Genomic DNA, 257 nt, shown 5'->3' with positions numbered 1-257 from the left:
CCAGCTGCACGCCCTCAAGTCTGGCATCCATTGTCATATTGATAGGCTCCGAAAAAATCAAAGTAGCGCGTCGGCACTTGAGTCCGGTAAGTGCTCACCCGACAGCTCAGGTCACCAGGCCACCATCCACCACCATGACCTGGCCGGTCATGTAGGACGCATCCTGCGACAGCAGGAAGGCCACCACCTTGGCCACCTCTTGCGGGGTACCGAAGCGACGCATGGGGATGCGGTTTTCCATTTCCGCCACGCGTCGC

At 59.5% G+C, this 257-nt stretch carries 1 protein-coding gene; it reads right to left on the bottom strand.

Annotated features, from left to right (window positions below; translation table 11 throughout):
- Positions 1-106: 106 nt before the first annotated feature.
- A complete protein-coding gene (locus SB717_RS37490; RefSeq protein WP_410908206.1) occupies positions 107-241 on the bottom strand; it encodes an SDR family oxidoreductase in 135 nt (44 codons plus the stop codon).
- Between the last annotated feature and the right edge of the window lie 16 nt (positions 242-257).

The sequence above is a fragment of the Priestia sp. SIMBA_032 genome (genome assembly GCF_046535215.1).
Lineage (GTDB): Bacteria > Bacillota > Bacilli > Bacillales > Bacillaceae_H > Priestia > Priestia aryabhattai.
Note: the sequence above shows the minus strand (reverse complement) of the source record. Positions and strands in the feature narration are given on the sequence as shown.